General features: G+C 49.2%; 16 protein-coding genes and 3 riboswitches. Of the genes, 7 read left to right on the forward strand and 9 right to left on the reverse strand.

Annotation, left to right across the window (positions count from 1 at the left end; genetic code table 11):
• The first annotated feature begins 16 nt into the window (after positions 1-16).
• Positions 17-1,033, forward strand: coding sequence for an iron chelate uptake ABC transporter family permease subunit (locus tag A3CY_RS0117540; protein WP_026207819.1), 1,017 nt, complete (start codon positions 17-19; stop codon positions 1,031-1,033).
• A 14-nt stretch (positions 1,034-1,047) separates the two neighbouring features.
• Entirely contained in the window at positions 1,048-2,061 is a 1,014-nt protein-coding gene (locus A3CY_RS0117545) for an ABC transporter ATP-binding protein (RefSeq protein ID WP_018339253.1), read from the forward strand.
• Here the strand turns inward: A3CY_RS0117545 and A3CY_RS22585 are convergent.
• From A3CY_RS22585 to A3CY_RS0117585, 9 genes are all read right to left on the reverse strand, one after another.
• Complete coding sequence (locus A3CY_RS22585) at positions 2,026-2,241, reverse strand: hypothetical protein (protein WP_065218796.1); 216 nt, start codon at positions 2,239-2,241, stop codon at positions 2,026-2,028. The two genes, A3CY_RS0117545 and A3CY_RS22585, sit on opposite strands and share 36 nt — an antisense overlap.
• Positions 2,242-2,344: 103 nt before the next feature.
• A complete protein-coding gene (locus A3CY_RS0117550; RefSeq protein WP_018339254.1) occupies positions 2,345-3,490 on the reverse strand; it encodes an MFS transporter in 1,146 nt (381 codons plus the stop codon).
• 104 nt (positions 3,491-3,594) lie between these two features.
• On the reverse strand, positions 3,595-5,373 hold the full coding sequence (gene cbiD / locus A3CY_RS0117555; RefSeq protein ID WP_018339255.1) for a cobalt-precorrin-5B (C(1))-methyltransferase CbiD: 1,779 nt from the start codon (positions 5,371-5,373) through the stop codon (positions 3,595-3,597).
• Positions 5,374-5,387: 14 nt separating this feature from the next.
• Positions 5,388-7,199: a precorrin-4 C(11)-methyltransferase gene (gene cobM / locus A3CY_RS0117560; RefSeq protein ID WP_018339256.1), complete on the reverse strand. Its 1,812-nt coding sequence runs from the start codon at positions 7,197-7,199 to the stop codon at positions 5,388-5,390.
• A complete protein-coding gene (gene cbiE, locus A3CY_RS0117565) occupies positions 7,192-8,385 on the reverse strand; it encodes a precorrin-6y C5,15-methyltransferase (decarboxylating) subunit CbiE (RefSeq protein WP_018339257.1) in 1,194 nt (397 codons plus the stop codon). The genes cobM and cbiE overlap by 8 nt, the downstream gene beginning before the upstream one ends.
• Positions 8,386-8,400: 15 nt before the next feature.
• The gene (gene cobJ, locus A3CY_RS0117570; RefSeq protein WP_018339258.1) at positions 8,401-9,807 is read right to left on the reverse strand and encodes a precorrin-3B C(17)-methyltransferase; all 1,407 of its coding nucleotides are present in this window, start codon (positions 9,805-9,807) and stop codon (positions 8,401-8,403) included.
• 30 nt (positions 9,808-9,837) lie between these two features.
• On the reverse strand, positions 9,838-11,337 hold the full coding sequence (locus A3CY_RS0117575; protein ID WP_026207820.1) for a PepSY domain-containing protein: 1,500 nt from the start codon (positions 11,335-11,337) through the stop codon (positions 9,838-9,840).
• A 4-nt stretch (positions 11,338-11,341) separates the two neighbouring features.
• Complete coding sequence (locus A3CY_RS0117580; protein ID WP_018339260.1) at positions 11,342-12,268, reverse strand: sirohydrochlorin cobaltochelatase; 927 nt, start codon at positions 12,266-12,268, stop codon at positions 11,342-11,344.
• A complete protein-coding gene (locus tag A3CY_RS0117585; protein WP_018339261.1) occupies positions 12,268-14,481 on the reverse strand; it encodes a TonB-dependent receptor in 2,214 nt (737 codons plus the stop codon). The genes A3CY_RS0117580 and A3CY_RS0117585 overlap by 1 nt, the downstream gene beginning before the upstream one ends.
• A 56-nt stretch (positions 14,482-14,537) precedes the next feature.
• A riboswitch (cobalamin riboswitch) is annotated at positions 14,538-14,745 on the reverse strand.
• A 130-nt stretch (positions 14,746-14,875) separates the two neighbouring features.
• Positions 14,876-15,076, forward strand: a riboswitch (cobalamin riboswitch).
• 108 nt (positions 15,077-15,184) lie between these two features.
• Between A3CY_RS0117585 and A3CY_RS0117590 the strand changes: the two genes are divergently transcribed.
• From A3CY_RS0117590 to A3CY_RS0117610, 5 genes are all read left to right on the forward strand, one after another.
• On the forward strand, positions 15,185-17,566 hold the full coding sequence (locus tag A3CY_RS0117590) for a TonB-dependent receptor (protein ID WP_240388182.1): 2,382 nt from the start codon (positions 15,185-15,187) through the stop codon (positions 17,564-17,566).
• 143 nt (positions 17,567-17,709) lie between these two features.
• The gene (locus A3CY_RS0117595; protein WP_018339263.1) at positions 17,710-19,200 is read left to right on the forward strand and encodes a PepSY domain-containing protein; all 1,491 of its coding nucleotides are present in this window, start codon (positions 17,710-17,712) and stop codon (positions 19,198-19,200) included.
• A 174-nt stretch (positions 19,201-19,374) separates the two neighbouring features.
• Positions 19,375-19,575, forward strand: a riboswitch (cobalamin riboswitch).
• Between the two features lie 106 nt (positions 19,576-19,681).
• Positions 19,682-22,066: a TonB-dependent receptor gene (locus tag A3CY_RS0117600; RefSeq protein ID WP_026207822.1), complete on the forward strand. Its 2,385-nt coding sequence runs from the start codon at positions 19,682-19,684 to the stop codon at positions 22,064-22,066.
• Positions 22,067-22,078: 12 nt separating this feature from the next.
• Complete coding sequence (locus A3CY_RS22305; RefSeq protein WP_155828449.1) at positions 22,079-23,119, forward strand: leucine-rich repeat domain-containing protein; 1,041 nt, start codon at positions 22,079-22,081, stop codon at positions 23,117-23,119.
• A gap of 156 nt (positions 23,120-23,275) precedes the next feature.
• Positions 23,276-24,487: a C1 family peptidase gene (locus A3CY_RS0117610; RefSeq protein ID WP_018339267.1), complete on the forward strand. Its 1,212-nt coding sequence runs from the start codon at positions 23,276-23,278 to the stop codon at positions 24,485-24,487.
• The last annotated feature ends 4 nt before the right edge of the window (positions 24,488-24,491 follow it).

A 24,491-nucleotide genomic window follows, 5' to 3' on the forward strand; every position in this document is an offset into this window, starting at 1 on the left:
ACGGAATACTATATGGATGTTTTTTATCACGGTGTCGATCGTCGTGTTTCTGTTGTTGAATATGTTGCTGGGTTCCGTGTCGATCCCGTTTTCCTCGGTATGGAACGTGCTGGTGGGCGGTGGTGACGAACCGGTGGCATGGCAGAATATTATATTGAAATCCCGGTTGCCACAGGCGTTGACGGCGTTGGTGGCGGGTGCGGGACTTTCTATCAGCGGGTTGCAGATGCAGACTATTTTCCGCAATCCTTTGGCGGGACCTTCCGTGTTGGGTATCAGCTCGGGGGCGAGCTTGGGGGTGGCTTTTGTGGTGCTGTTGTCTGGTAAGTTGGGTGGGGTAGCTTTGAGCCGTTTGGGATTTATCGGAGAGGTCGCCTTGTCGGTGGCGGCTATCGTGGGCGCCCTGTCGGTCATGGGGTTGATCGTGTTCGCTTCCCGGAAGATACGGGGAAGTGTCACGCTTCTGATTATCGGGGTAATGATCGGGTATATCGCGAATGCCGTTATCGGGGTGTTGAAGTTTTTTAGCGTGGAGGAAGATATTAAGGCATACGTGATCTGGGGATTGGGTAGCTTTGCCCGGGTGTCGGGAAACCAGATGATGTTGTTCGTGACGATCATGGCGGTGATTATACCCCTGTCTTTTCTACTGATTAAACCCTTGAATTTGTTGATGCTGGGTGACGGGTATGCCCGTAACCTGGGACTGAATATCAATCGTGCCCGGGTGTGGGTGATAACCTGTTCCGGTGTATTGACGGCGATCGTCACGGCTTATTGCGGTCCGATTATCTTTTTGGGATTGGCGGTGCCTCACTTGTGCCGGGCGATATTCCAGACTTCCGACCACCGGATATTGATGCCGACCTCGATGCTGGTGGGGGCGTCGCTGGCGTTGCTTTGTAATCTAATTGCCCGTTTGCCGGGGTTCGAGGGGGCTTTGCCCGTGAATTCGGTGACGGCATTGGTGGGTGCCCCCGTGGTGGCATCCGTGTTGTTCAGGAAAAGGAAGAGGAATGAGGTGGAAATCTGAATAAATTTTAAACTATGTCTACGGTTCGTTTGGTAAATCTTTCTATCGGGTACAAGAGTAAGCATGACACGAAGGTGGTGGCGGAGGGGATTTGTACGGAGATAAACGGGGGTGAGTTGACTTGCCTTTTAGGGGCGAATGGGGTTGGAAAGTCCACGCTGTTGCGAACTTTATCGGCTTTTCAGCCCAAGTTGAGCGGCGAGATTTTTATCATGGATCGGGAGCTCGGGACTTATTCCGACAAGGAATTGTCAAAAACGATCGGCGTGGTGTTGACCGAGAAGTGCGATGTCCGTAACATGAGTGCCCGGGAGTTGATCGGTATGGGGAGAAGTCCTTACACGGGTTTTTGGGGAACGCTCGGGGAGGAGGATAGCCGGATCGTGGAGGAGTCGATTGCTTTGGTGAAGATCGAGAATCTGGCATCCCGCATGGTACACACGCTGAGTGATGGCGAGCGGCAGAAGGTAATGATTGCCAAGGCTCTGGCTCAACAGACACCCGTGATCTTTTTGGATGAGCCGACGGCGTTTTTGGATTTTCCCAGCAAGGTGGAAATCATGCAATTGCTCCATCAGTTGACCCGGGAAACGGGAAAAACGATATTCCTTTCCACGCATGATCTTGAACTAGCCTTGCAGATTGCCGACAAGATATGGCTGATGGATAAGCAACACGGTATCACGATAGGGACGCCGGAAGACTTGGCTTTGGAAGGTCACTTGAGTAGTTTTTTTGCCCGGAAGGGGATTGTCTTTGACATGGAAACCGGGTTATTCCGGATCGAGAATCAATATACTTCCCGGATTCGGTTGATCGGGCACGGGCAGAAGTATGCCATGGTACGAAAAGCGTTGCAGAGGAACGGTGTGTTGGCGAACCGGAACGTGGAGGCGGACGTGTGGGTGGAAACGGGAGATCTGACGACATCGGGCTTCAAGATTAATGCGCCCGGGAAGCCTGTTATGGAGGTGGCAAATATCGCGGAGTTGTTAAGCGCGGTGGCGAACGTGTTGCCGAGAGGGTAAAAAATAAGGCAGATCCTTATTCAGATCCGCCTTATTCCGTTTGCGGTTGTAAACTTTCTTTGACTTGTGTACCCTGTTAATGTTCACGGGGTGGAGATGTTCCCTGATCTCTTCTTCTCTCCGGGCTTTCCTCATGGCTTTCAAGTAGTCTGCCCGGGTAATTTTGGTTTTGTTTTTCATTGTAAATTGTTTTCGCAAAGATAGTAACCTTTGATGAAGGTTGCAAATTCAGGTGAAATCGTATTCTGTAATGGCGTTTTTTTGCACTTTCTGGATAAATCGGCTACATACGTTTCTCGTGATAATACAACGTGTAGAGTGCAATTGCCCCGACGATGGCGCAAGGAATTCCTGCCAAAGCGGGTGAGGCCAATCCGAAGCCATGTTTGATGACCGCTCCACCTAGTATCGCGGCAACAGCATTGGAAACATTGAAGGCTATCTGTATTCCTGCACCGCCAAGCATCTCTCCTCCTTTGGCATAGCGTACAATAAGATACTGCAACGGTCCCCCAAGACCGAACAACAAACCCGGGGCGATGAATGCGAATAGCAGCGATGGGATTTTATAGCTGGCAAACATATACATCATTGGCATAAGCACGATGGTGAGGGTCGCGATGATTGCTGTAACGATAGAGGGGGTATATTTGTCCGATAGTCGCCCGGCATAGAAATTGCCGAATACCATGCCTGCACCGACTAAAACCATGATGAATGTCATCGAGGATTCGGAGAAACCGGCAACTTTTGTCATGATCGGGGATATATAGCTTAGCCAGCAATATACGCTTGCCTGTTCGAAAAAGACTCCGGCATATATCAGCCACGGGGCTGGCTTTGACAGGAACCGGAACTGCCCTTTCATGCCGGAATCAGGTAGTGGCGACAGTATGGGTACCCAATATTTTATCGCGATGAATGTAATTAACCCGAATAAGGCAACCATTCCGAAAGGTAAACGCCATGAGAGTATATGACACATAAAAGTAAAGCCCGGTACTCCGATCAGGTTTGCAATGGTCATGCCGCCAACAAGAACCGCAACAGCAGATGCCCCTTTACCGTTATCAGCCAATTTAGAACAGACTATGGCACCGGCACCGAAAAATGCCCCATGGGGCAAACCGGCAATAAATCTTGCTGACAGCAGACAAACATAATTGGGCGACAGGGCAACCAAGGCATTTCCAACAGCTATTATAGCAGCTAGTAGTAACATCAGACGGCGCAATGGAAATTTGCGAAGGAATAACAATGATGGCGCTCCTACAGCCACACCTGCCGAATAGGCAGAGATTAAATGCCCAGCCTTGATGATGCTTATATTTAAGTCATTGGCAATATCACTCAGAATCCCCATCATACCGAATTCGACTATCCCGAGTGCAAACGTACCAAATGCGAGTGAAAGTAACGATTTCTTCATGACGATCTTTCCTTTGGTTTTTAGCCCACAAAAGTACTTAAAAATGTGAGTTGCGATTTTTTCCAGTACTAATTTTTAAATGAAAAATCAGTGCGTATTTGTCGTTAATCCGGAATAAGAATGATCTCCAGTCGAGTGTCGGTTAGCAGAGGGAGGCAGTGGGAGTAACAATGCTGCACGAGAGTGTCGAAGAAGGCGGGGACGTCGGCGAAGATGTCCCATAGTTCACGGGCGAGGGTGATGTCGGCAATGCGGGCGATGGCAGGAGCGGGACAGTGGCTCTCGGAGGCAAGGCGGGTGATGAAGGCTTTGTTCATGACCACGTGTTTGCTGTGCGTGTCGAGGTTGCCTTCGGCGAGTTTGACGGCTTTGCCGATCATGATGCCCATGGTGACGGAAGCGATGGACTCGGCTTCTGCTAGTTTGAGGGTTTCGCCGATGAAGTTGCCGTAGTGGATAAAGGCTTGCTGGGGTAACTCGGGGAAACGGGCACGGAGGGTCTTTTCGCTTTTGGCTCCGGAGTTGATGACGATACGGGAGCAACCGAGGGCTTTGGCTACTTGTATTTCTTTACGGATGCTGTTGACAAAGGCTTCCGAGGAGAAGGGGCGAACGATGCCGGAGGTGCCGATGATGGATATACCACCCGTGATGCCGAGGCGGGGGTTGAATGTCTTGGCAGCGAGTTCTGTACCGCCGGGGACGGAGATGCGGATGTCGATGCCGGAAGTGACCTCATGATGATGAATCATGCGTTCCGCTTCCCGGATCATCATGGCTCGGGGAGTGGCGTTAATAGCGGGATCGCCGAGGGGGATACCCAAGCCCGGGAGAGTGACTGTGCCAACGCCTTCACCGTGCAGGAAACGGATGCCGGGGGTATCGGACAGGGATACTTCCGAATAGATGGTGTAGCCGTTCGTGACGTCAGGGTCGTCGCCGGCGTCTTTGGTGATGCCACAGGTGCAGGAGCGTGAGGCAAAGGTACACGAGGCGACGGGGAAGGTGATCGTTTCGTCGTTGGGAAGGGTGATCGTGGCGGTATGTTGCGGCATACCCGAGAGAAGTCCTTGCAGGGCGGCAACTGTGGCAGCCGTGGCGCAAGAACCCGTGGTGAATCCGCTGCGCAGGGGATAGAATCCCGGCACGAGTCGTTCCACCCAGTAGCGTAGTCCGTGTTCGCCGTTCACCGTGTAGAAACTTTCCGGTAGCGGGGGACGGCGGATAACCAGCACGGGGATGCCGAGGCTTTTGGCGGCGGCGATCTTCTCGGAGTAGAATCCCGATTCTCCGCTTTCTTTGGTGAGGATGGCATCCGGTTGGATTTCCCGGAATAGAGCTAGTTCGTCTTGTTCATTTTGCCAAAAGAGTAATCTTTCCCGGGGAAAGCCAGCCCGCAGGGCTAGGGCGAGTGATTCTTCCCGATCGAGCACCCGGAACCAGCAAGGAGTCTTTTCCCAGTAGCGGCGCATTTTAGTGATGGTCTGTACTCCCGAAAGGGCGAGAAGGTTGCGGATATGATGTTGTTCGAGGAATTCGATGGCGTCGTCAAAGGTATCACACCAGAGGTGTGATTCGTCCCGCTCGGGGTAAAGGCGCTCGAAGCGAATCACGGGGAGTTCAAGGCGTTCGGATACGGTGGCGATATTGGCGTGCAGGAGGCTGGCAAAGGGATGGGCGGCATCGACAATCAGGCGGATGTCATGGCGGGAACAGAAATCTGCTATGGTGTCGGCATCCATACCTCCGGAGACACGGGAACCGTGCTTGCACTCGATTTGCTGCGTGTCGCTCTTGGTCGAGTAATAATAGGGGGAACCTGCCTCGTCAAGTACCCGAACAGCTGTTCTGCCTTCTGTTGTGCCACCGAAAATGAGAACCATAATGATTGAGTGATTTAATTTCTAAACAGGTGTTTGAATTTATGCGAGTACAGCTTCGATAGTCCTTTCCGGTTGTCGATGGCGTCACCGACGACAATCATGGTGGTGAGGGTAAGGTTGTTTTCCTTCACGATGCGGGCGAGGTTTTGTAGCTGTCCCCGGAAAATGCGTTCGTCCTTCCACGTGAGGTGGTAGCAAGCTGCCACGGGGGTGGTTGGCGGGTAGTGTTGCAGGAGTTCATCCTGTACTTGGTCGACAATGGAGGCACTGAGAAAGATGCACATGGTGCTTTGCGAACGGGCGAGCAGGTGCAGTTTTTCTTTCTCGGGCATAGGGGTACGTCCTTCGCCCCGCGTGAGGATAATCGTCTGTACTTTTTCGGGTATGGTAAATTGTGATTGCAGGGCAGCAGCGGCGGCGAGGAAGGAGGAGATGCCGGGAGTGATGTGGTAGTCCATGCCGTATTCGTCGAAGAATGCCATTTGTTCCTGTATTGCCCCGTAAATGCAGGGATCACCTGTATGTAAGCGTACAATGAAAAGTCCCTTGTTATAGAATTCTTTCATGAGAGAGAATTGTTCCTCCAAGGTCATGGAGGCAGAACTGCGTACCGTGGCGTTGGGTTTGGCGTAATAGGTCAGTTCCACGGGCACGAGGCTTCCGGCATAGAGAATCAGGTCAGCCGCCTCGAGGAAGTTTTTGCCCTTCACGGAGATCAGTTCCGGGTCACCGGGTCCGGCTCCCACGATCTCGATGAATCCCCGGCGTTCAGCTGTCCGGTCGAGGGCGACGGCAAAGGTGAAGTCATTGCCGTCGGACAGTTTCTGCTTCTGTTTTTCCACGAGCAGGCGAGTGTTCCTGGCGCTCTTTAAAGCACAGGCTTCTGCCACTCCCGGTACGGAGGTGACTTCCGTGACTTTCTCCGAGGGATTGGGGACTTCTATTTCCTTGAGATCATCCGCCGTGTAAACGTGAAGCGGGATGCCGGCTTTTCGGGCGATGTCATGCACGAGCGGTTCATCTTGCTTCAAGTCTATTGTCGACACGCTGGCGAGGGAGTGCGGGGACAGCTTTTCCGCTGTAAGGGTTCGGGTGATGCTTTCCCATACTCCAGTCGGGTCGCAGTTCTTGCGACAACCGACACCGAGGTGCAGGACGGCAGGGCGATAATATAGGGTTTGTACCGGGCTTTCGTGTTGGTATGGGGTGACCGCGACGAGCAATTCAACGGCTTGAAAGTCGATGTCCTCGAAACGGTAGAATATTTTCACGTGCTCGGGAGCGGTACGTTCCAAGTAACGGGTACCCTCGTCCTTCACGTCGAGAAGCAGTGCCGTGGGGCGGGTGTTGACGAAAGCCGTGATGATGGCGTTCATGGGAACGGTTGTTTCCGGATGCCACCTGTGTTCCCGTGCGAGGGTGTCGAGTGCCCAAAGCCCGGTGTTGTCGCTTTGTGTCGTGATGACGGCTTCTGCCCCGAGAATGTTTGCTACCCGGCGGGTAAGTTGATTGGCTCCCCCGATGTGTCCCGACAACACGGAAATGACATGCCGTCCGGTGGAATCCACGTTAATGACGGCGGGGTCGGTGTATTTTGATTGAACGGATGAGGCTATGGCACGGACGCATATCCCGAGAGCCCCTACGAAGATGAGGGCGTCGTATCGAGAGAATTGTTCGGACACGAAAGCAGTGATCGAGTCCACGGAGGTGCAACTTTCCCGTTTCCCTGTCGCGAATAATTCTGCCTCGGGCAGTTCTTGCCGGATCGTTCGGGCGATTTGTACGCCTTGGTCGGAGGATATGATAATAGCTATTTTATTCATGTGCGGTTGTTTTTTGTACTTGTATAATGTCTATCGGGTTGTGTGCGTCCACCGTGAGGCGGTGTTCCCGGGTCACCCGGAACCCGTGGCGGGCGGCGCATTCGATGAACAGGCTCCTGCTTTCCGCGGATACCGAGTTGAAGACGATGATCCCGCCGGGCAGGAGTACTTCGTCAAGGCGGCGGATGATTTCGTCCATTTTGCCACCATGTCCGCCAATGAAGACTGCGTCCGGGGCGGCTATGCCGGAGAGGTCGGCCGCGGTGAAGTCGCCGGTATGTGCCTCAATGCCGGGTGTGCCGAAGCGTGCGGCGTTGACGTTCATCAGGCGTTCGCCTTCCGGGCGTTGCTCGAAAGCTACCACGCGGAGGTGGGGAAACTGGAGTTTCGCCTCAATAGAAACCGAACCCGTGCAAAAACCCACGTCCCAAAACGTGTGCCGTTCCCGTAAGTCGAGCAGGGCGAGGGTGAGTAGGCGGACGGGCATTTTCGTGATCATCCGGGTGCGGCCGTCGAGCAACTCGAAGTCGCTTTCCGGTATGCCGAAAGGACGGTGGCGTGCTTGGGTACGTTGCAGGATGATGCAGTTGGGGGCGAGGAATGTATTTTCCTTGGCTTCTTCCAATGTGAGGGTACGGACACGTTCGTGTTCGTTGCCAAGGAGTTCGCCGGCGTGCATCACGTAATTGTCGTACCCGTAAGCGAGCATCCGCCGGGCAATAGCGTCGGGCGAATGTTGTTCGTCCGTGAGTAAGCCTATTTTCTCGTGTCCTTCGATTAGAGCCCGGTCGAACTCGTGCCACGGTCTTCCCGTGAGCGACACGACGTGCATATCATGATAGGGAAGCACGAGCCGATGTGCCAGAATTTGTAAAGAGTTGAAATAGGGATACAACCGGATGTTCGCTTCGGGAAGGCGTTTGCGTATGGTGTTGGCAAAACCGAAGAAGAGCGGGTCACCGGAGGCAAAAACGACAATCTCGTTGTGCCCCTCATACTGCCGGAACACGTCGTCTAGCGGCACGGTGATGTCTATCCAGCGGTAGCCTTCCGGCAAGAGCGTCCGCACGATGCCGTGGTGCCGCTTTCCTCCCGAGAATACGGTGTGAGAGGCGATAAGCCCGAGAATCTCTCTCGTGAATTCCTGCTGTCCGTTGTCGTCAATGCCGATGATTATAAAGTTCATAAGGTTTACTTTTGTTTACACGTCTCTTCCCGGGCGCAGTCCTTCCGCGTCATCGAAGCAGAGGAGGGCGTTGACGAGGGTGGCGGCTAAGTTGCTGCCTCCCTTGCGTCCCTCGATGATGAGCTTCGGGATGTTGGTGAAGGATTTTAGCATATGCTTGGATTCCCGCACGTTGACAAAACCGACGGGAGCTCCGATGACCCCGGCGGGGTGCGCTTTCCCGGTACGCGTCAAGCGACAGAGTTCCATGAGGGCCGTGGGGGCGTTGCCGAAAACGTAGAGGGCGTCGGGGTGTTCTTCTGCGGCAAGGCGGATGCCCGCCTGCGTGCGGGTAATTTTCAGCCGGGATGCCATCTCCGCGGTACGTTCGTCAGCGAGGTAACATTTTACCTCTATCCCCAGCCGTTCGAGTGCTCCTTTGCGGATACCGGATGCAGCCATGGTGACGTCCGTGACGATCGTGTTGATCTTCCCGTCATGCAGGAGAGCGTGAAGGGTTTCCACGGCACGGTCGTCGGTGTAGAGAATGTTTTCCATGTCGAAGTCTGCGGTCGTGTGGATGGCGTGCAATAGAGCCCACTTGCGGCCGAGGGGTATATCTTTGTTTTTCAATTCCGACTCGATGGTGCGGAAACTGCGTATCATGATCTCCTGCCCGATGCCGACGTCTTCCGTGAATTGTTCCCGGTAGTAGCCGCGGGGAGTGATGATTTTATCGTTCCACGCGTAGGATTGCGAGTTGCCGATAATCACGATGGTGAACATATCGATCTCCTCGGGGTCGAAGTCGGCGAGAGTGGTGATCTTTATCTCCTGTTCCTCCCGACCAGCCTGGCGGATAAACCCGATAGGGGTGTCCGGGGTACGGTGTTGCCCGAAGATTTCTTTCAGGCGGTAAAGCTGCCAGTAACGCCCTTCACTCTTGGGGTTGTACACGGCAGTCACGAAGTCGGCAGAAGCAGCTGCTTCTACGCGGCGTTCGATTCTCTCCCACGGGGTCATGAGGTCGGAAAGGGAGATGATGCAAAAGTCGTGACCGATGGGTGCGCCGAGCAATGCCGCTCCTTTCTGGAATGCACTGATACCGGGCAATACCTCCACTTCCACGGGGCTTGCTTTCTCCTTTTTCATCTCGAGAACGAGGGGGGCCATGCCGTATATCCCGGCATCACCGGAACTGACAACGCAGACTGTTTTGCCCTGTTCTGCATACTCAAAGGCGAGGGCGGCACGGTCTTTCTCTTTTTTCATACCCGTGTCGATACATTCCGTGCCGGGGTGAATGATGGTGCGGATAAAGTTGAAGTAGTACTTGTAGCCGACCACCACGTCCGATTGTGCGATTGCCGCACGTACTGCGGGGGTGATGTCTTCTTCACTTCCCGGTCCTATGCCGGCAACGTATATTTTTCCTTGATTCATAGACTAAGAATTTTGTTGTAGAGGACAAAATTACATATTAATTTTAAATTTAGAGGTTCTCGGTCTTTTAAACAGCCGGATAATGTATTTCACGGAAAGAATAATTCCCGTGAACGAAACGGCAGCTCCTCCCAGTAAAAGAGTCCAAATGACAATCGTCCACAACACGGGGCGTTCGACGAGGAACTTGATGTCCAACGTGTGTAGTCCCCGGTATAGCCAACGTTTCCAGCGTCCGTTTGTATCGTAGTGCATGGGTTGGAAGGATTCCAGGTTATAGTAATAGACATCTTTTGCCTCGTTGTCGAGGGCGACTTTGTACGCGGGTAATGGCAGGGAACGGCGGCGTGAAATGTAATAATTGTCGTATTCGTCCATGCGGGTTACCTTGTAGGGAACCGAGTCCCGGGTGAGCCGTTTGATGGCGGCAAACAGGTGTTCCTCCGTGATGCGGAAGGGGCGTATCGTGTCGACCGAAGCGTCGAGGGTGATCGTGGAGTCAGCCGTCCGCAGCCTGTACAAGGGGATGCCCTGGTAATGGCTCCATTCTACTTGTTTCACGTTGCCGACTGTTTTATTGATTCCGGCTATAGCATGGCGATAGTCCAGGGTGTAGTTTGCGGGTGTCGGGGCGTCCCTTTCCGAACTGCCTTGCCGCATCGTACCGCGTTTTTTTTGTTCACCGAATAGCCACGAGGGGAGCGGTGCCATGGACATATACCCGCTCAGTAACCACGTGAATACGAATATTCCGAAGAAGAATCCGGTGATGTGGTGCCATTTGAACCACTGTTTTTTGTACGGCGAGCGTAAGAATCCTTTCCGGCGGTTTAGCCAGTAGGAGCGGATGCCGAGGATGAATCCCGCGAAACACATGAACATGCCGAGGTAGCATGACCAGTACATGAATTGCGTCCACAAGTTTTGGTTTTCCCGGAGTATCCTGAAATATACCCAGTGAGGAATAGCCCCGAACCATGCCCAGAGGCGTTCGTCGGAGTCGGTGAATTGTAATATTTTGCCGCTGCGGGAAGATATATATAGCTGGTAACCTTCCGACCCGTCGTAGTGGAATTTGTAGATAGGCAATTCCTGCTTGTAATGGGCGAGGGGGATCCATTGGTCTAGCGACCGGAGGGTGTCTACCCGGGTGATGCGGTGGGCAGGGCACCAGTTTTTAGCCCGCCACTCGCAGAGGGCGTAATCCACCACGGGGGTGACGGCGTTGGTGTCGGCATAGACGTCGAGGCTTTTTCGCCAGTTGCCGAAATGGAACTGGGCTTGCCCCTCGGGATTGTCAAGGCTCATGCCTTGGGTACGGGTGTCAGTGGGCAAACGGCTGGTGATTTCCTGTATCGAAGGGAGTCCCGCCGTGTCGAGAACGCATTGCCGGGCGAACCGTTCTTCTTGGCTAACCCGAGGAAACGAGTGGTAAATCATCACGATGCCGGAGATAAACCACATGAAACACAGGATACAAAGAAGTAATCCCAGTATCCTGTGCGTGTGAATGAGTAATCTCGTTAACATATCTTTAGTTGATGTCGTCCGTATTCTCGTATTTCTTTTTCTTCACGATGATGTCCTCCCGTTGGTGGGTGGCGGCGAATTTGGCATGACCGATAAAAAGGTCTTGTATTGCCGGGTTCTGCCCCAGTCCTTCAAGGATGACGTTGACTGTATATCCTTTCTTTTCCAATTCGTCTTTCCAGTCACCGGCGATGTCGTTCTTGGCATGGTCACCTGCCACGAACATGAAAGGCACGAGGGTGACTTCTTTCGCGTTATTGGCTTTTAGTTCCCGGAGCACGTCATCCATGGTCGGGTAACCTTCGATGGTGCCCACGTGGAAATTTTTGTGTCCTTGTGCCTTCATCACGTAATCTAGCATCCCGTAAGTAGAGTTTGCCGGGTGGTAAGTGCCGTGGCACACGAAGACGCAATCGCCTTTTGCCTTCCCTTTCAGTGATGCGGCAATCGCTTTCACGGTAGCCTGATAATCTTCCGGGGAATACAGCAGGGCATTGCCCAAGCGAATGTCCTTGAATTTGTTCCGGTAGGAAGCCACTTCCTTGCGCAGGGCTTCCATCTCGATGCCCTCGATGATATTCGAGGGTTGTATGATCAAGTGAGTGTACCCGTCGGCGATGAGTTTGTCCATTGCTTCCGTGGGGTTCAGTTTCACCATACCTTTTTCTTTCAAACGACGCATGATCATGCGCGAGGTGTAGGCTTCCCGGAGTTCCAGACCGGGGAATGCTTTTGCCATTTTCCGGTTGATGGCGTCGATCGTCAGAGCCCGGGTGTCGTCATGGGTGGTTCCGAAATGTACCATCAGGATGGCTATCTTATCGTTTGGACCAAGGGTTTTGAATATATCGGAGTCTTTGAATCCGTCGTCCCCGTGACCGAAAGCGCTTAAACTCGTGAAAATGGATAGTAGGATAATGATTGTTTTCATTATTTTTTGAATTTGATGGTTAAACTGGCAAAGAAGCTTCTACCCGGGCTTAATGTCCCGAGATTCGAGCCATAGGGAAGGTTTTGGGAGTAGTCGAACAGGTTCTCGATTCCCGCATTCACTTCAAAAATGAACATACCCACGGGGGCGAAGGAATGATTGGTGGTCAGGTTCCAAATCTGGTATTTTGGCGCATCGATCTCGTCTACCTTGACGAACTTCTTGCCTTGTAGCCGCCCGTTAAGGTTCACGTTAAGGCGATAGTTGTCCCACTCGTGCATGTAATTGACTCTCATGCTTCCGGAGTGGCGGATGCTTTCCTCCAGCCGGATTTTGGTCTTTCTGTCACGGGCATCCACGTAGCTGTAACCGCCGCCCACGGAGAAGCCCGCGCCGAGATAGCTGTTGACGGAAATATCGATACCCTGTGTGCGTGCTTTGTCTAAGTTCTCATAGGTGGAACGGGAAGTAACCTTGTTTGCTTCGTCTTCTGCCGTCAATTCTAATTTTTTTGTTTCAATAACATCCCGGAGGTCGTTGATGTATCCGTTCACGGAGATGTTGAGGTATTTACCCGCGTACTCGGTGTTGAAAGCATAGTAGTTCGATTTCTCCGGTTTCAAGTCCGGATTTCCGATGACGATGGTCAGTTTCCCTTTTTTAGCCGATTCTTTATAGTAGTAGAGGTCAGTCAGGAGGGGAGCTTTGAATCCGGCAGCATAGGAGAGCCGGAAGTTGAAGTCGCCGAGGCTGTACATCGCCGCTAGCTTGGGTGTGATTTTGTTTTTAAATGTTTCGTGGTATAGGTAGCGGAAACCGGGTACCAATTGCAACTTCTTGAAAATGCGTATTTCATCTTGGGCGTACAAGGCAAGTGTATAGGCATTTTTGCTTTCCGTGAGATCTGTGGGGTTTTTGAGATAATCGTTGACGTACTCCGTTCCCACGGAAAATTTGTTGTATTTGCCGACTTTAAATACCCCTTTCAAGTTGGCACTTAGGTAACGTTGCCGTTTGGTCAGAATGTCCTCCCCGGCGAGAGCCGTCGTGTCGTTTTTCTCGATCACGGTACGGGTATATACTTTCGAGTATTCGTAGTTGTTCGCGTTGATGTCAAGGCTGATGTACGCGGAGTTCCCAAACAGGTATTTTCCTCCTAACCCGATGCCGTAGTTCTCGTATTCCATGTTGTAGTCGAAGCCGGATTTGTCATCGGCATCTTTGTTGACGGGGCGGTCGAGTTTTTTGGTGAAATAATTTCCTTCCACGTATAGGTTCAGACTCTTCGACGGGTCGTAAGCGAAACGCTGGGTCACTATGTCCGAATGAAATTTGTCGGATACCTGGCGGCGGGTATAAACACTGTCTTCCGTGATATTGCTGAGCTTCCAGCCATTGGATTGTCTTCTCTGGTAAGAGGTCGATGACGAGAATTTGCCTGTATTTATATCTGCATTTATATTCTCGATAAAGCTGCCTTTTCCCCCGAAGCGGGTGGTGGAGGCGATATTGAGGGCGTCATGTGGTTGATCCGTGATGATATTGATAACCCCCGCGATGGCATCCGAACCGTAGAGAGAGGAGGCTGCTCCCTTGAGCACCTCGATACGTTTCACCTTACCCATGTCTACACGGGAGAGGTCTACATACCCGGAGATGTCCCCCATCATCTTTTTCCCGTTGACAAGGATGAGGATATATTCCCCTTTCATTCCGTTGAGTGTCATGTTGGTCCCCATGGCTGTCGGGCGGAAGCTGAACGAAGGGTTGAGCATCACGAGTGCATCCTCTATGGTGGAGATACCGCTTTTCTTGATATCTGAAGCGGTCATGACTTCCACGGGAACGGGGGAGTCTTTCAGCTTTCGGTGGGTACCCGTACCGGAAACGACTACTTGATCGAGGTTAATCGGAGTAACTTCCAACCGGAAGATGATATCACTCTTGCTGCTGTTGATTTTCATGGAACTTACCTCGTATCCCGAGTAACTCGCCCGGAGCGTGTAGCTCCCGTCCGGGATGCGGTTCAATGTAAATTCACCTCGGTTGTTCGTGGCGGTACCAATGCTTGTGCCGACCAGACGAACATTTGCCCCGACAAGGGCTTTTCCCGTTTTGGCGTCCGTGACTTTTCCTTTCAGGGTGATTTCCGCGAAGGAAACACTCACTAAAGCTAATACGAATAATGTAGTTAGCGCTACAAATTTCTTCATGTAAGATTAAGTTTAAAAAGTTTGTAATAGTATTCCTGACCCCGGGAATACGCTATTATCTTTTTTTTGCTTTGGCAGGTCTCCTGACTACGCCCAAGAAAAATACCTTCCCGTCCCTCGGGACAGTGGTGTAAGAATCTTTCTTAGAATCTCCCGGCGGGAGAAACGGGCATCACAGTAGCGGGCACTGTGCCGGATTCTAACCGGCTTCCCTCTTGTGTGTTATTTGAATATTAACACATCACCAAAGACTTCGCAAATGTAGGCAGATTCAAGTAAAAAATGCAATTTAATGTAGAAAAATTTATAGCAACAGGTAAACCTGCCCAATGGTTCATGACTTGCAGAAGAATAAAAAAATAAGTCAGAAAATGTATAATATAGAAAAATATATTACTTTTGCCCCTGTTTTGGTGTTACACCTTCTCTCGTGGAGGTGATGCTTAATAGGGAATCCGGTGAGAATCCGGAACTGTACCCGCAGCTGTAAGTTCCTTTAAAAGGATTTTGTACTTCAAATGTCACTGGTGTTACAACCGGGAAGGCAACAAAATCCGGAACAAGTCAGAAGACCTGCCGAACGAGATAGACCATAGCTTTCGGGAAAAAAAGCGAGAGGGAAAAGATGTAATTTTACCTTGAAACTCATGTTGCCCTAAAGACTATGTTAATAATGCTTTATTCATTATTAATATATAGTTTTATGAAAAAAGTTGTAGTATTAGCATTAATGCTATTTGTGTGTGCCGGGTCACTCTTTGCTCAGGAGAATGACAAACGGAAAAAGAAAAGTATCACGGATTCTATTTTCGAGATCAAGAGTGTGGAGGTGATGGGGAAAAAGAATCATGCGGATGTGATGGGGTTGAATGTTCCCCTTCGATTTATCCCGATCAATTTGGTTAAAATGCCTTCCGAAATGCTGGAACGTAAAGGAATTACCGAGTGGGTGGATGCTGTTCGCTTCTTGCCTGGGGTGCGCATGGCTGATCAGGGTGGTTTGTGGAAACGATTTTATGTCGGGGGATCTAATATGCCGGCAGTACTGATGATCGACGGTATCCGGGATGACCGGCAAAGTATCAATACTTTCCCCTTGGGCGACCTCGCCTCGGCGGAGTCTATTGAGGTTTTGCGGGGTCCTGCGGCAATATTAGCCGGTTATGGAGCGATGGGTGGCGTGATTAATATCGTGCGCAAAAAGGTTTCTTCCCAGTTTTCTGCGGACGCCCGGTTCAGTTATGGGCGTTGGGACGTGAAGAAGGTTAGTCTTGGGTTCGGCGGTAAGTTGATCGGTCCCGTGGAATACTTGGCAAACTTGCACTACGCTACTCACGGGGGATGGCGGCGTATGTCACCAGAGCGTTTGTCCGGAATGGCGGCGTTGGGTGCCACGTTAGGCAAAAGCCGGGTAGATTTTACTTTCGGTTTTGAGAACGACCATTATACTGTTGAGCTGGGTGCCGCACCTTATATGCCGGGGGATATGCTGGATTTGGAAAATGAGAAAGTCGTACTCAAGAAAGGTGATAAACACCCGACTGCCGACATGGGACAAACGTACAACGACTTTGCCAACGATTCTCACAGCCGTAAGGGTTATAATTTCAAACTTAGTTACGTGTATTCCTTCTCGAATAGTTTGAAGTTGAAAGAAGTATTTGCCTTTGATCATAGTTATCACCGTACTTCAGGAGCCGGGAGTTTAGCTTACAAGAGCTCTACATCTCCTTTTGATGGGGCGGATTACAAGTATTATACCACGAAGAACGGCAAACAAGTTGCTAATTACGTGGATCTTGATTCTTTGCGCCGTTACGGACCAAGCGGTTTTTTCCCGAAACATGATACCTATAATAATACGGTGGAATTGACCGGTGACGCAGAGCTCGCTTCCATGCAGCACCACTATGCTATCGGTTGGAATTGGACGTATTTTGAACATTTCCAGTATAACGGTTGGAATTCGGGCGACACGTATGGTCCCGGCTCTGATGTGATGTTATCTGTCAAAGACCCCCAGCTCGTACAGGGATGGTGGGATCAGAATGTTTCCGATATTTATATTCGTAAATTTTGGACTCAAGGGATTTATTTCCGCGACGTGTTCGAGTTGAACGAGAAATGGAAGTTCATGGCTTCCGGGCGTATGGATTTCTACAAGCGGAAATACTCTGGTTATTTCCCCACGATTGACGGGAAATCATTCGACTATAAAAAAGAGGACATTGGCGAATGGCAGAGTTTCCATACTTCCGCTTTCACGTGGCACGTGGGAGCCGTTTATTTCCCGACACCGGAACTTTCCATACACTTGGCTCACGGGTCTGCTTTTACCCCGAATACCACGACTTACGCGGTGAATAACATTTACCTGGATAAAAATGGCAACGAGATTAATCCCGACACGGAAGGGGACAAGATTTTTGATCCCGAACGCGATTATTCTTTTGAGGTGGGCGCACGCTATACGCCGTGGGAATGGTTTGATGCCAGCGTGAATTACTCGTATGTCCGCCGTAATAATATGGTGACCAACGTGGGAACGCGTGAAGTGGACGTGGAACAACCGGATGGCTCGATGCAACCGACGAAAATGACGGTTAGGGCACAAGTGGGACGTGCCGACATGAGCACGATCGATATGGATGTGACAGTTCGCCCAATTCCGTCGTTAGCGTTGCACGGGGCTTTGTGTTTCTCGGACTACCGGGTACGTTCCATCCGGGAGAGTGATGCTTTTCCCGAGTACAAACAGACAGGAAAGAATATGCGCACGACGGGAGTGCCCCGCACGACATACTACCTTATGGCTGATTACACGATCCCTTCTGGGATTTTCCGCTTCCTTTCTTTCCATTTGAGTGGTAATTTCCGGGATAAGGTGTACCGTGACGTGGCGTCTAACTTGTATTATCCCTCTTTGTGGTTGATGGATGCCGGAATATTCTATACGATTCACAATCATGTGACGCTGTCTTGTAACGTGAATAATATTCTGAACAAGAAATATTTTGAAACGACGAATGCTCCCGTGCAAGGTGCGCCGGTGAATTATCAGTTTTCACTTTCTTACAAGTTTTAGAACAATTGTTCCCCGGGATTGTTTGTTATAGGGATGAAGTGAAGAATTTCTTGAAAAGAGGTTTTTCACTTCTCTCTAAATGAAGAAAGTAAGTGAAACGGAGTTTCGGACCAGTCCGGGGAATTGATATAAATGGTATTGTTATGATTAAATTTTTTATTCATGTTCACCGCTTGCTGGGCGTATTGTTGTGTATTTTGTGTTTCTCGTGGTGTATTTCGGGGATTGTACTTATCTATCATGGTTACCCCCGCGTGGGTCCGGATAAAAGTTTGCCCCGGCAGGAAGCCTTGGATTGTGCTCAACTTCCCTCCATGCAGGAGGTGTGGCAGCGTCTGCCTAAAGACGTGTTAGGCAAAAATCTCACGCTCAATAATCCTTACGGTCGACCGGTTTTCCATTACGGTCGGTGGAGGGACATTGAGGACGTATACATGGACACGGCTTACGTGCTGCCGGATAATACTTATCCGCTTTGCGAGGAGCACGCCCGCTTATGGTGTCCCGATCATCATATTGTGAAGGTGGACACCATGCATAAGTTGGACGTGTGGATTCCTTTCGGACAATTGAAGCGGGATTTGCCCGTTTATGCTTTTTATTATGATGGACCGGAGCATTATCGCTTGTATGTGTCATCCCGTACGGGCGATATTCTTCATTTTTCTTCCCGTGAGCAACGTTTCTGGGCATGGATCGGGGCGATTCCGCATTGGTTGTATATTACTTCTATTCGGCAAGATATGCAGTCGTGGAATGCTTTGCTCTACTGGAGCACGTTGGTAAGCATGATTATGTGCGTTGCCGGTGCTTTCCTTGGTGTCCGGGCTTACTGGTTGAACCGGCGCAAAGGGCTGTTACGTTCCCCGTACAAAAAGCAATGGTTTCGCTGGCATCACATTACGGGGTTCTTTTTCGGTATTTTCTTGTTTACTTGGCTTTTCAGCGCTTGGGCGCCGATGTCGTCGACCTTTTCAAGTTTGTTTAAACAGCAGAAGGGAAAAGACATGGCATCCCGTCCCCAGGTATCTGACCGGGGTGCATTGCCCGCTGAAGCTTATCGGTTGGACTACCGGGCGGCAATAGCTTCGATTGCCAAGGAACACGGAGAGGTGAAAGAGATATCGTGGGGGAACTATCAGGATATCCCGCTTTACAAGGTGCGTACCGTGGATGAGATTTATACGCTGGACGCTTCTGCGGATTCTGTGTGTCCGTTCCGTATAACAGAGGAAATGGTGTATGCTGCTGCCAAGAAATTAGCTGGAGATACGGTTCAATACACGATTAGTAGGATGGATGAGTATGACAATTATTATATTTCCCGGCGGAAAGGGAGATTACCCCTTCCGGCATATAAAGTAACGATGGAAACGGAAAATAATGATGTTTACTATTTTAATCTCGAATCTGAAAAACCGCAGCATTATGATGACAATGGCAGATGGCGAAGATGGGCTTTCCGGGGATTGCACCGGCTGGATTTTAAGTTCTTGTTGGATCGTCCCGTGTTGTGGACAGTGGTCATGTGGACGTTGTTGCTGGGATGTGCGTTTGTATCTCTATCCGGGATCGTGTTGTTCGTGAAATACATTATCCGATTGATAAGAAGACCCCGGAAATGTAAAGGTTAAAGTAGAGTGAAGGAGTTTTGATCATTCCTTCCGTCAGCCGGAATATCGTGAAGAATCTCTTGCCAGAAGTTCCTGTGTTTGAGATTCTTCATTTCGTTTAGAATAATAAATGAAGATTTTGTCCGGAGGAACGGAAAAAATAGGTCTGGAAATTATAAAATAAGAAAATTGTATTACTTTTGCCCCTGTTTTGGTGTTACACCTTCTCTCGTGGAGGTGATNCTTAATAGGGAATCCGGTGAGAATCCGGAACTGTACCCGCAGCTGTAAGTTCCTTTAAAAGGATTTTGTACTTCAAATGTCACTGGTGTTACAACCGGGAAGGCAACAAAATCCGGAACAAGTCAGAAGACCTGCCGAACAAGATAAACCATAGCTTTCGGGAAAAAAAGCGAGAGGGAAAATACAATTTTACCTTGAAACTCATATTGCCCAGAAGACTATGTTAATAATGCTTTATTCATTATTAATATATAGTTGTATGAAAAAAGTTGTTGTATTGGCATTATTGCTGATGATGTGTATTGGTTCTCTTTTTGCGGAGGACAAAGACAAGCGGAAAAAGAAAAGTATCACGGATACCATTTTCCAGATTGATGAGGTAAACGTGGTGAAAACTAAAAAGACGAATCGGGTTCAGCTATTAAACCTGAATGTGCCTTTACGTTATGTACCCATGACAGTAACTTCTTTGCCGGGGGCGGTGATCGAACGCAAAGGAATTGTAAACTTAGAGGATGCAGTACGTTTTTTGCCGGGAGTAACGATTTCTAATCAACTTGGTCCTTTTAAGGCTTATTCTGTACGCGGGGGACGGCAGGCATTGGTGATGATCGATGGAATACGCGATGACCGGGCTATCATGAACACGGCACCGTTTGGAGATTTGGCTTCAGTGGAAAGAATCGAGGTAATTAAGGGTGCGGCATCCATTCTGGGCGGACATTCTGCCATGGGGGGAATAATCAATATCGTTCGCAAGAAGGTGACTCCTGATTTCACGGCAAATGCCCGTATCAGTTACGGGAGTTGGAATGAGAAACGGGCAACCATGGGATTCGGGGGCAAATTGGTCGGACCTATTGAATACCGGGCAAATTTGCATTACTCCCACGGGGATGGGTATCGGGATGTGACATCCAATCGCTTTTCCGGTTTGGCTGCATTGGGGGCTACTCTCGGGAAAAGCCGGATTGATATGCGTTTCGGTTTTTGCGATGACGATTACACGACGGAAATCGGATCGGCTCCTTATATGCCCGGGGATATGTTTGATGTGGAGACAAATGAACTCGTGTTGAAGAAAGGGGATTTAAATCCTTTTGCCGATTATGACCAGACTTATGGGGATCACGCGAATGATTTTATGAATCGCAAGAATTGGAATATCGATTTTCAATATGTATATAGTTTCTCCAAGAGTTTGAAACTGAAAGAGCGTTTTGCCTTTGACCATAGTTTTATGCGTTATTGTACCGTGGAAGGTATCAGTTACCTGACTTCAAAAACTCCAAGAGATGGTTATAATTACGTTTATTATAAGAAAAATGGAGGTGCGTTGACCCCAACATATGTTTGCCTCGATTCTTTGCAGCGGTCATACCCGTTAGGTTTTTACCCGCGGCATGATACGTGGAATAATACGTTGGAGTTAACTGGAGATCTCGAAACTGGTAGTTTGACCCACCACTATACAGTAGGTTGGTCGTTTGATTTGTTTGATTATTTGCAATATAACGGTTGGACAGAAAAGGAAAATGATAATATTGGTCCCGGAGTAAAAGCTAAATTAACAGTTGTTGATCCACACTTGGTACAAGGGTGGTGGGAAAATCGTGTTTCTGCTGTTACCATGCGTAAGGATTATACGAACGGATTTTATATCCATGACGTGATTGAGTTGAACGAGAAGTGGAAAGTAATGCTTGCCGGACGTATGGATTTCTTCCGTCGCCAGAGTGCCACGGCAACCCCTACCGATAAAGAGCGGCATTACGATAAAGAGAATCGTTCCGAATGGCAGAAGGTAAGCACTTCCGCTTTCACGTATCGTGCCGGAGCGGTATATATTCCCATGCCTCAACTTTCGTTCTATGCTTCTATGGCGTCATATTTTACTCCGAATACGACAATTTATAACCCGAATACGATTTATCTCGATCGTAATGGTAAGGCGTATAATCCGGATACGGATGGCGGAGAGGTGTTTAAACCAACGAGAGGATACCAGGCAGAAGTCGGGATTCGTTACACCTTAAATGATTTTGTTGATTTTAATGCCAGTATTTTTTACTTGCGGCAATTGAATTTAGTGAGAAAGGTCGGAACGCAAAATGTGGAAACGGAAGATGAGAACGGAGAGATCTTTTTGGAAGAGAAAACGATACAAGCCCAAATCGGTACGGCTGACTCCAGAGGATTGGATATGGAGATTATCCTTACTCCCGTGTCGACTTTACAAATTACTGCGGGTTTGGGCGTGTCCGATTATCGCACGCGTGCAATCTTGAAGAGTAGTGCTTTCCCGGATTATGTGGAAACAAGTAAAAATATGCGTACAACAGGAGCTCCCCGTACCACTTTCTATGTTTTTGGCGACTATACGATCCCGCGCGGGGTATTTAAAAACTTGTCATTCCATTTGAGTGGTAATTTTGTGGATAAAGTATTCAAGGATGTGGCTGCTCGTACTTATACTCCGGCTTTGTGGTTAATGGATGGAGGTATTTTTTATACTATTAAACGTAACGTGATGTTGGCAGTGAACGTGAATAACTTGTTTAATAAAGATTATTTCACGCAAGGCAACAAACCGGTGAAAGGGATGCCGCGGAACTTCCAGGCATCTGTGTCATATAATTTTTAATATTTGCAGGCTATGAGAAAAATATTTGTTGTAATGCTAATGATATGGGGCGCAATGTTTACTTCTTGCTCCGATAACGTGGACCGGGTGTATGAAGATATGACAACCCCTTGGGAAATATCCATGAGTGTAACGAAAGCTGAAGCGGGAAAAGTTAGTTTTAACTTGTTCCGGGGAAGCTATCTCGGGGCGTTAGTAGATGAGATTAATTGGGGGGACGGGAAAACGGAAAAGCCGGGTAGTATGTCGGTTTACAGTCACGAGTTTGAAGCTGGCACATATACGATTGTCGCGAAAGGGCGAGGACCTGTTTTGTTGTGGATAGCGGAAAAGGATTTGACCTCGCTCGACTTGAGTAAATGTACATTATTAACAGAATTACAATGTTCTGCCGGGAAATTTACTTCTTTGGATTTGAATGATTGCCAGGAATTGACGGCTGTTGTTTGTAAAGCTGCTTTGACTTCTTTGAGTGTGGATGCTTGTAAAAATCTGACGAGCTTGGATTGTAGCAAGAATCAATTGACGGAATTGCCGAAACTCCCGAGTTCTGTAACATCAATCGTGTGTAGTAATAATAAGCTTGTTTCTTTAGATCTTTCTTCATATGATAATCTGGCTAGTATTACTTGTGCGAACAATCAATTGACGGGTTTGAAAATATCCCCAAACGTGACGTCCTTGGATTGTAGCGGGAATAAATTGACCTCTTTGGATTTATCTGCCAACGAGAGTTTGACTTCTTTGACGTGCTCTAAGAATGAGTTAATCTCCTTGAAAGTGTGTACTTCCAATAAGGTATTGGCTTGCCTAACCTCTATTTCTTGTGGAACGAACCAGTTGGCAGAGTTAGATTTATCAAATTGCCGGGCTCTTGTGACTGTGTCTTTTGAGAATAATCAAATGGATAAAGATGCTGTTGATGCTGTTTATACACGGCTTTATAAAACGACGAATAGTAAGGCTACGGTAACCGTTTATGGAAATAAATCTGTCGGCACTCCTTCTATAGCTATTGAAAAGGGATGGACTGTGGTTTCCGAGAAAAAATAGTATTTTCCGTGCATAATTAGGAATGAGGTTGTCTGAAGTGAAGTAGGACAACCTCTTCTGTTTATCTGTAGTACAATTTTTGATTGGACGAAAGACAGAATACGGACTTATTGGCTACTTTTGTCAAAAATAAAATAGTCATTATAACATAAGAATATGAAAAAGTTTGTATCGTTTTTATTGGTACTGTTTCTTGTAGCCCGTGTGGGTGTCTACGCGCAAGATACGGTAAAACAGGATACCGTGAAGCCCGAGGGGTATAAGTTCACGGATATCAAGAGATTGCCTGCCACGTCCGTGAAAGACCAGTTCCGATCCGGTACTTGTTGGGCATGGTCTACGGCTTCTTTCCTGGAATCGGAAATGATGCGGTTGGGGAAAGATTCAGTAAACCTTTCGGCAATCTATTTCGTGAAACACGCGTACAGCGACAAGGCTGACAAGTATGTCCGTTTGCATGGCGTGTTGAATTTTGCCGTGGGCGGAGCCTCGTCAGATGTCATTAATATGGCAAAGAAATACGGGATTGTTCCCCTGGAAGTTTTCGAGGGGTTGAATTACGGGGAGCCGAATCACGTGTTCGGGGAGATTGATGCTGTGCTGAAAGCATACGTGGAAGCGGTGGTCGAGAATAATAACAGACGATTGAGCTCCGCGTGGAAGAAAGGATTCGACGCGATTCTGGATGTTTATCTCGGCGAGGAACCCGAGAAGTTCGAGTACAAGGGGAAAGAATATACCCCCCGTACTTTTGCCGACGAGGTCGTTGGGTTGAACATGGATGATTACGTGAACTTGAGTTCGTTCACGCATCATCCATTCTACACGGAGTTCGCGTTGGAAGTCGCCGATAACTGGGGATGGGATAAGGTGTATAACATCCCGTTGAACGAGTTGATGCGGGTGATGGAAAGTGCTATCGATAACGGATATACCTTTGTTTGGGGGGCTGACGTGAGCGAGAAAGGGTTTGCCTCAAAGGATGCAGGCGTTGCCGTGGTCCCCACGACGAACACGAAAGAGATGACCGGGGCTGAAATAGCCAAGTGGGAAAAGTTATCCAAAGAACAGCAAACGATGGAAGCATTTAAACTGGCTCCGGCTCCCGAGAAGAAAATCACCCAGGAGATGAGGCAGGAAGAATTCGACCGTTACCTGACGACGGATGACCATGGAATGCATGTTATCGGTAAGGCAATGGATCAGAACGGAACGCCTTATTTTATCGTGAAGAACTCTTGGAATAAATACAATAAGTTCGGCGGGTATTTTTACGCCTCTTATCCTTACATGGCGTTGAAGACGATGGATATACTGGTACACAAGAACGCTATCCCGAAGGATATCAGGAAAAAGTTAGGTATTTAAAAAG

Origin of the sequence: Butyricimonas synergistica DSM 23225, assembly GCF_000379665.1 — a bacterium.
Taxonomy (GTDB): domain Bacteria; phylum Bacteroidota; class Bacteroidia; order Bacteroidales; family Marinifilaceae; genus Butyricimonas; species Butyricimonas synergistica.

What these genes read in the sequence shown, in the direction of transcription:
- A3CY_RS0117545 (WP_018339253.1), top strand. Translation starts at nt 1,048, where the DNA reads ATGTCTACGGTTCGTTTGGTAAATCTTTCTATCGGGTACAAGAGTAAG.
- cobJ (WP_018339258.1), bottom strand. Translation starts at nt 9,807, where the DNA reads ATGAATCAAGGAAAAATATACGTTGCCGGCATAGGACCGGGAAGTGAA.
- A3CY_RS22585 (WP_065218796.1), bottom strand. Translation starts at nt 2,241, where the DNA reads ATGAAAAACAAAACCAAAATTACCCGGGCAGACTACTTGAAAGCCATG.
- A3CY_RS0117575 (WP_026207820.1), bottom strand. Translation starts at nt 11,337, where the DNA reads ATGTTAACGAGATTACTCATTCACACGCACAGGATACTGGGATTACTT.
- cbiD (WP_018339255.1), bottom strand. Translation starts at nt 5,373, where the DNA reads ATGGTTCTCATTTTCGGTGGCACAACAGAAGGCAGAACAGCTGTTCGG.
- A3CY_RS0117540 (WP_026207819.1), top strand. Translation starts at nt 17, where the DNA reads ATGTTTTTTATCACGGTGTCGATCGTCGTGTTTCTGTTGTTGAATATG.
- A3CY_RS0117550 (WP_018339254.1), bottom strand. Translation starts at nt 3,490, where the DNA reads ATGAAGAAATCGTTACTTTCACTCGCATTTGGTACGTTTGCACTCGGG.
- A3CY_RS0117600 (WP_026207822.1), top strand. Translation starts at nt 19,682, where the DNA reads ATGAAAAAAGTTGTTGTATTGGCATTATTGCTGATGATGTGTATTGGT.
- A3CY_RS0117590 (WP_240388182.1), top strand. Translation starts at nt 15,185, where the DNA reads ATGAAAAAAGTTGTAGTATTAGCATTAATGCTATTTGTGTGTGCCGGG.
- cobM (WP_018339256.1), bottom strand. Translation starts at nt 7,199, where the DNA reads ATGAATAAAATAGCTATTATCATATCCTCCGACCAAGGCGTACAAATC.
- A3CY_RS0117610 (WP_018339267.1), top strand. Translation starts at nt 23,276, where the DNA reads ATGAAAAAGTTTGTATCGTTTTTATTGGTACTGTTTCTTGTAGCCCGT.
- A3CY_RS0117585 (WP_018339261.1), bottom strand. Translation starts at nt 14,481, where the DNA reads ATGAAGAAATTTGTAGCGCTAACTACATTATTCGTATTAGCTTTAGTG.
- A3CY_RS0117595 (WP_018339263.1), top strand. Translation starts at nt 17,710, where the DNA reads ATGATTAAATTTTTTATTCATGTTCACCGCTTGCTGGGCGTATTGTTG.
- A3CY_RS0117580 (WP_018339260.1), bottom strand. Translation starts at nt 12,268, where the DNA reads ATGAAAACAATCATTATCCTACTATCCATTTTCACGAGTTTAAGCGCT.
- A3CY_RS22305 (WP_155828449.1), top strand. Translation starts at nt 22,079, where the DNA reads ATGAGAAAAATATTTGTTGTAATGCTAATGATATGGGGCGCAATGTTT.
- cbiE (WP_018339257.1), bottom strand. Translation starts at nt 8,385, where the DNA reads ATGAACTTTATAATCATCGGCATTGACGACAACGGACAGCAGGAATTC.